This window comes from Endozoicomonas sp. (assembly GCF_051008435.1).
Taxonomy (GTDB): Bacteria; Pseudomonadota; Gammaproteobacteria; order Pseudomonadales; family Endozoicomonadaceae; genus Endozoicomonas_A.
Genome location: NZ_JBPCXO010000445.1, coordinates 1 through 5677, shown reverse-complemented (window position 1 = coordinate 5677; position 5677 = coordinate 1). Strand labels below are relative to the sequence as shown.

Genomic DNA, 5677 nt, shown 5'->3' with positions numbered 1-5677 from the left:
AAGAACGGCCCAATTATTCGATGAATTCGATTAAATAGGTCAACTATTCTCACGAATCCATCGAATAATTCGACTCGTTCTACTGAAATTTATGCTCGAAAGCATAAGTCCGACAGGCTCCTAGACTGAAAGTATGACCCAGCAGGAATTACAACGATGGATCGTTCAGACTCTACTTCTTCTACAGGCTCTACTATCAGTACGCAGTCCATGCCTGAAATCAAGGTTGAAGACAGTGATACAGAGGAAAACACACCCAAGCCTGAAGGCCACTTCAAACATCGCAGAACCCATTCTGCAACGCCCAACCTTGAAAATATCAAGGAAGAAAGTTTGTCTCAGTCTGGTTCAATGCCTGGAACACCCGATGCTCTCAAGAAAAAGCTGCCTGATCGAATGACGCGCTCAGCCGAAGATCTGAACAAAAGCGACTCATCAGGAGATGAACAAACCGATGGGGGGGTCAGGGAAAAAGTTCACCAGAAAAGTGTCAGGCCCAAAAGCGCCGGTAATCGACTGAACCCTAACTTCGAGCGAGGGGGAGCCTCACGCACAACGTCCAAGCACCTTGGACGATATTCCCGGTCCAGTACATCATTGCATACAGCCGGTATTATGGAAGCTCCTGTATTAAGTCCTGAAAAGCAGAAAGCTCTGCACGAAGTCGCTTTTCGGGGAATTAACGCATTAGAAGGAAAACTGATCCACGTTGGCGATTACACCCCCCAGGACGTACTGTCTAAGTTCATGCCTGCTTTTAAAATCCCTGCAGTTCAAGTCATGGAACAACACTTTAAAGAGTTTGAAGCACTAAAATCAGCCTGGAAAGACTTCAAGCAGGACGCCAAAGCCTTTATGGAAAGAGGGTCTGTTCTTCCTCATGAGAAAGGCCTGAGAGACAAATCACAAAAATATTTAAAAGAACAGGAAAAGCATTCAAAAGACTCAAAGCTCCAGACTCATTTACATGACTTTGTCGTCGATCATAAAAAATTACTTAGAACACCTGGAGTCAATACGCTGGCTAGACCTATAGTAAAACAAGTAAACAAAAGCTTGGCAAAAACGCTGGAAACAGGACGTGACAGAATGTCTGAAGCGTCTGACAAACGAGACGAGTTCTATAGTGAATTCAGAGAGCAGGCTGTACAAAGTAAACGGTTCGAAATCTCATGCAACAAACTGATGAAGACCCTCAAGACTTTCGGCATGGAAGACTTGACTGAATTCAAAGGTGAAAGAACAGATCAATCTGCCTGCAACAGCCTCAATTCTCTGAACACAACGATTAAAATCTGGGCCAGCCAGCTGGCCAATTATCGTGATGGGATAAAGGCCAGGGAGGAGAAATAAACAGACCAGAGTAGTCAGACCACCCCGACAGATCTCATAAAGAAAATACCCACACTGACAACGGGCAAAGAACCCAATGTCGTCAGTACAATGATATTAGCCGCCAAAGGAGCGTTGCCATTAAAGGCTTTCGCCATGACAAAACTGGCGACAGCGGTGGGACAGGAAAACAGCAGAAAAATCACACTCAGCTCCATTCCGTCATAACCCATTCCCCAAGCCAGAGGAACCACAATCAGTGGCAACCATACCACCTTAAGCAGTGAAGCCCACAGAGATGCCAGACTGGTCTCTTTCAGAGCCTGGATACTCAACGTACCCCCTATACCCAGAAGCGCAAGAGGCAGAGAAATCTGGGCGAAGTAACGACCTACTTTGTCTACAACTAACGGGATGCCCACACCACTGAGGCTGACCAGAACACCAAGCACAACCGCAATAATCAAGGGATTCCTGACCAAATCCAAGATCATTCCCCGAACACTGAGAGACGCCCCGGACTGTTGTGAATAAATCCCAAGCACCACCACTGAGCAGACATTGAACAGCGGTATAATAAAAGCCATCATCAAAGACATCAGCGCCACACCGGGATCACCATACATATTGGCCACCAGCGCCAGGCCAATAATAGCCAGATTCCCTCTGGCTGCGCCCTGTATAAAGACGCCCCGATCCTCTCTCTTCTCTGTCACCCTCAGAGACACAACCCAGGCCAATAGAAAACCGGCCAGAGAACCAGAAAATGCCAACCCAATCAGCATAGGATCAAGCCCGGCAGAACGGTCCAGATTAGAAAGGCTCAAAAATATTACGGCAGGCAGGGCGAAGTTGAAAACAAGACGGGAAGAAACGCTGATAAAGTGGTCGTCAATCACCCCCTTTTTCTTGAAAAGAATGCCTGCCAACAGCATGACACAAACCGGAAGGGTAACTTCAGCAGTGAACAACAACGTTTCCAGGAGCATAGCCTTACTTCTTTTTAGACAGCCAAACCCAGCCATCCTAAAACATATGCCTGAGTTCTACCAATCGAGGATCTGACTATCCCGGGTAAAGCTCATCATAAACCGATTATTGATGCTTCCTGACCAATGAAATTGCACGACTATGGCAATCTAAGGCGCACTCACCACAACCTGTGCATAATTCAGTATCAACCTGGGCCTTCTTTTTCAGTTGAACCGAAAGCGCTCCTGCGGCGCAGGATTCAATGCAAAGACTACAGGGTTGTCCATAACCGGACTCACAATGATCGTTGATCAACGCTACAGCCTGAACTCTAATCCCCTCCTTAAAGGAGAGAGCGCCTGTGTCACAAGCCTTTTCACATCGACCGCAAGAATCACAGCTTCCGTAATCCAGAGTCTGGATAGGCAGACCCTGCAACACAGGATCCAATTCATCGGATTTCCGTAAAACCTTCTGAGGGCAGGCATCAATACACTGCTCACAACGAGTACACAGAGAAAGAAATACAGCATTATCCCTGGCCCATGGAGGCCGGGGATAATGGGACTCAGGCAAGGACACTTCTGCTGGCTGACTGAAGCGCTTGAGAAATGCCCTGCGGGATGGCGATTGAACTAATTCAGCTCTCATCGAAACAGCCTGACAATCTTGTACTCTGCATCCGTGAAATCAGCAAACTGTTGCAGCGTTAGCTGGCACAGTCGGCTTCCATCCTTGTAAAAATCGGTTTTTGCCTGTTCTTGAACCCATTCCAGAAACCGGGGAGCCCAGGTCAGCATGTGGTTCTCAAGAAAAGCCCGGCACCCTGATATCCAAGGCTCAATGCTTTGATCATTAGCCTCAGCTGCGGTCAGAGCTTCCTGAGTGAGATGGGCCATAAAGGCAAACATCAATCCGATATGATCTTCTGGCTCTGTTTCTCCGGTATCAATCTCAATACCAAACTCACGATAAAACGCTTTCACCCATTGCGTCGGCTGGCCACAGTTGATCTGTTCTTCGGTCAGATAAACCGATGCCCAGGGTGCCGCCAGAAGTTTGTCCGGCCCGACAAACAGATCGGAATAATCATGGGAAAGACGATTGAGATCAGTCTCAAGAGAGTGATGCATTTCAGACAGCACATGCTGATCAGCAGGAGCAAGATCTAATGGCCAGTGTTGCAGTAATGATTCCTGCTTCAGACTTTCAATCCAGAGCGAATCCGGTGACTGATGAAAAAAACGATAAAAGAACTGACTGGCAATGTGCAGTCCGGCCAGTTGCTGAATCTGCGGGTCAGCCATAGGGAAATAGTCCTCTGAAATCGGCAGCCAGAATGCTCTGACTGCCCATTATCTAACAGTAGTCGTTGACTACTCACATACCAGCGCTGGCACTGATAAAGATATCGTAGAAGAAAATACGTCCCATCAGTTCAGCAGCCACCACCATAAGGAAGCAGATAGCCCCTACCCCGGTGGCTTTGTGATTGCCACGCATGCTTGATACTGCAGAGGATATTAAACCCGTCATCAGCAGGGCAATACGAACCATTGCCATAACCGGGTGGTAATCCATTACAGCCAGTGGGTTGGCATGCACAGTCAGTTGTCCCAGCCAGAACAGGTAACCGGTATAACCGGTAACAGACACAATCAGAGCCATTAAACCGGCAGTAGCCAGAGCTTTGTCTGCAGTCATCTGCACCCGGCCTGCTGCTGCGGATTGCCAGCGCAACAATGCCGCTGCACCAACCGGTCCGATCACAGCCGCTGTCATCAGAAACTGGAAGAAGGTCCAGCCACTGTTCCAGGTAGGCACGGTCTTCAGCGTATACACATTGGTGAACGCCAGGATAAACACCAGCCCTGACAGCATGGCGACCGGTAAAACCAGTTTGCGTAATCCAGGCATCAGATTAAACAGCCGCATACCGGTATAAGCCGCTGCAGTACCGCCAAACAAACTGAGAGCTACGATTTCAAGACTCAGGGCTGACTGATGCTCCAGACCAAACATCACATTGAACATCCTGAATGGCTGCCCAAGGTGAGTAACCGATGCCACAGAAGCCACACCCAATAATACCAGTGAAGCAATGAACGCCCGGGTCATGGCTTTCTCACCCGGCTTAGCCAGTAGCTCAACCAGTCCCAGACAAATAAAAATCCCTACCGCTCCCTGAGCCAGAACAGTAAGAAATACGAGTGGTAATTCGTGCATCTCTACACCTCTGTCGGGTTCTGAATGGCGCCAGTGGTATCACCGCTTAGACGACTGTTGCGGCAGGTACCAATAATCAATGAAGGGTTGGTCAGCGACGGATCGGGTAAAGGGGCAACGTCTGCCCTGTGACCATACTTTTCACGTAACTCGCCAATAGGCCCGAACTCCAGGGCCCTGAGTGGGCAGGAATCGACACAAATTGGCATTTTTCCCTGCTCTACCCGGTCATAGCAGCCATCGCACTTGGTCATGCGCTTTTTCTCTTCACTGTACTGGGGTGCACCGTATGGACAGGCCATTTCACAGTAACGACAGCCGACGCATACATCGCCATCAACCACCACCAGACCATCCTGTTCCCGCTTATGCATAGCGCCTGTCGGACAGGCCTTGGTGCATGCAGGTTGAGCACAATGGTTACAGCTGATGGACATGTAGTAAGTGAACACGTCATTGGAGAAGGTACCGTCTTCGTGATGTACCCAGTCACCCCCACCGTATTCGTAGACCCTGCGCCAGTTAACACCGACTGGCAGAGTGTTGTCGTCTTTGCACGACAATTGACAGGTTTTACAGCCGGTACACTTACTGGTATCGACATAGAATCCGTATTGAGTCATGAATTATTGCTCCTTCAGACCCTGGCGATTTCAACCAGATTGGTGTGCTGTGGATTACCTTTGGATAAGGGCGTGTTGCGATGAGAAGTCAGCGTATTAATCGCGCCCCCATGATCAACCCCTTTTCTGTCCGGCTTGTACCAGGCTCCTTCGCCCAGCGCCATAACTCCGGGCATGATCCGTGGTGTCACCTTGGCCAATACCCGGGTCTCACCACGGTCATTCCAGATTTTCACCGAATCACCGTTTTCAATTCCTCTCGCTTTGGCATCCATCGGATTAATCCAGACACCGTCCATCACCGCTTCTCTGAGCTCAGGAATATTGTGATAGGTAGAGTGCACGCGCCCCTTGGTATGGAAACCCACCAGCTGCAGTGGATACTTGCTGGTCAGCGGATCAAGGTAGGCCGCTTCGCGGCGACTTTTTGCCCAGTGCAGCCCTCCAACCTATGGGAAATACCCGTCATTTTCTTTTGTCTATCCTTACTGACTTTGATCCCGAGAACAGCAAAGGATAGAGCC

Annotated in this window: 7 protein-coding genes; 1 reads left to right on the top strand and 6 read right to left on the bottom strand. The window is 49.1% G+C overall.

All coding sequences use genetic code 11. The features are described 5' to 3' along the window. Window positions 1-156: 156 nt before the first annotated feature. Entirely contained in the window at window positions 157-1353 is a 1197-nt protein-coding gene (locus ACR2PX_RS22170; RefSeq protein WP_434001535.1) for a hypothetical protein, read from the top strand. Window positions 1354-1367: 14 nt separating this feature from the next. Here the strand turns inward: ACR2PX_RS22170 and ACR2PX_RS22165 are convergent, their stop codons facing one another. From ACR2PX_RS22165 to ACR2PX_RS22140, 6 genes are all read right to left on the bottom strand, one after another. Continuing rightward, window positions 1368-2321 (bottom strand): AEC family transporter, encoded by a 954-nt coding sequence (locus ACR2PX_RS22165; RefSeq protein ID WP_434001534.1) that lies wholly within the window; start codon window positions 2319-2321, stop codon window positions 1368-1370. 106 nt (window positions 2322-2427) lie between these two features. Next, a complete protein-coding gene (locus tag ACR2PX_RS22160) occupies window positions 2428-2955 on the bottom strand; it encodes a 4Fe-4S dicluster domain-containing protein (RefSeq protein WP_434001533.1) in 528 nt (175 codons plus the stop codon). Next, window positions 2952-3611: a TorD/DmsD family molecular chaperone gene (locus ACR2PX_RS22155; protein WP_434001532.1), complete on the bottom strand. Its 660-nt coding sequence runs from the start codon at window positions 3609-3611 to the stop codon at window positions 2952-2954. The genes ACR2PX_RS22160 and ACR2PX_RS22155 overlap by 4 nt, the downstream gene beginning before the upstream one ends. A 73-nt stretch (window positions 3612-3684) precedes the next feature. Next, window positions 3685-4530 carry a dimethyl sulfoxide reductase anchor subunit family protein gene (locus tag ACR2PX_RS22150; protein ID WP_434001531.1) on the bottom strand — a complete coding sequence of 282 codons (846 nt, stop codon included), beginning with the start codon at window positions 4528-4530 and terminating at the stop codon, window positions 3685-3687. Between the two features lie 2 nt (window positions 4531-4532). Further along, entirely contained in the window at window positions 4533-5153 is a 621-nt protein-coding gene (locus tag ACR2PX_RS22145) for a DMSO/selenate family reductase complex B subunit (RefSeq protein ID WP_434001530.1), read from the bottom strand. A 14-nt stretch (window positions 5154-5167) separates the two neighbouring features. Continuing rightward, entirely contained in the window at window positions 5168-5521 is a 354-nt protein-coding gene (locus tag ACR2PX_RS22140) for a molybdopterin dinucleotide binding domain-containing protein (protein ID WP_434001529.1), read from the bottom strand. Window positions 5522-5677 lie beyond the last annotated feature (156 nt).

Coding starts and splice junctions, on each gene's coding strand:
- ACR2PX_RS22165 (WP_434001534.1), bottom strand. CDS start 2,321: ATGCTCCTGGAAACGTTGTTGTTCACTGCTGAAGTTACCCTTCCGGTT.
- ACR2PX_RS22155 (WP_434001532.1), bottom strand. CDS start 3,611: ATGGCTGACCCGCAGATTCAGCAACTGGCCGGACTGCACATTGCCAGT.
- ACR2PX_RS22170 (WP_434001535.1), top strand. CDS start 157: ATGGATCGTTCAGACTCTACTTCTTCTACAGGCTCTACTATCAGTACG.
- ACR2PX_RS22160 (WP_434001533.1), bottom strand. CDS start 2,955: ATGAGAGCTGAATTAGTTCAATCGCCATCCCGCAGGGCATTTCTCAAG.
- ACR2PX_RS22150 (WP_434001531.1), bottom strand. CDS start 4,530: ATGCACGAATTACCACTCGTATTTCTTACTGTTCTGGCTCAGGGAGCG.
- ACR2PX_RS22145 (WP_434001530.1), bottom strand. CDS start 5,153: ATGACTCAATACGGATTCTATGTCGATACCAGTAAGTGTACCGGCTGT.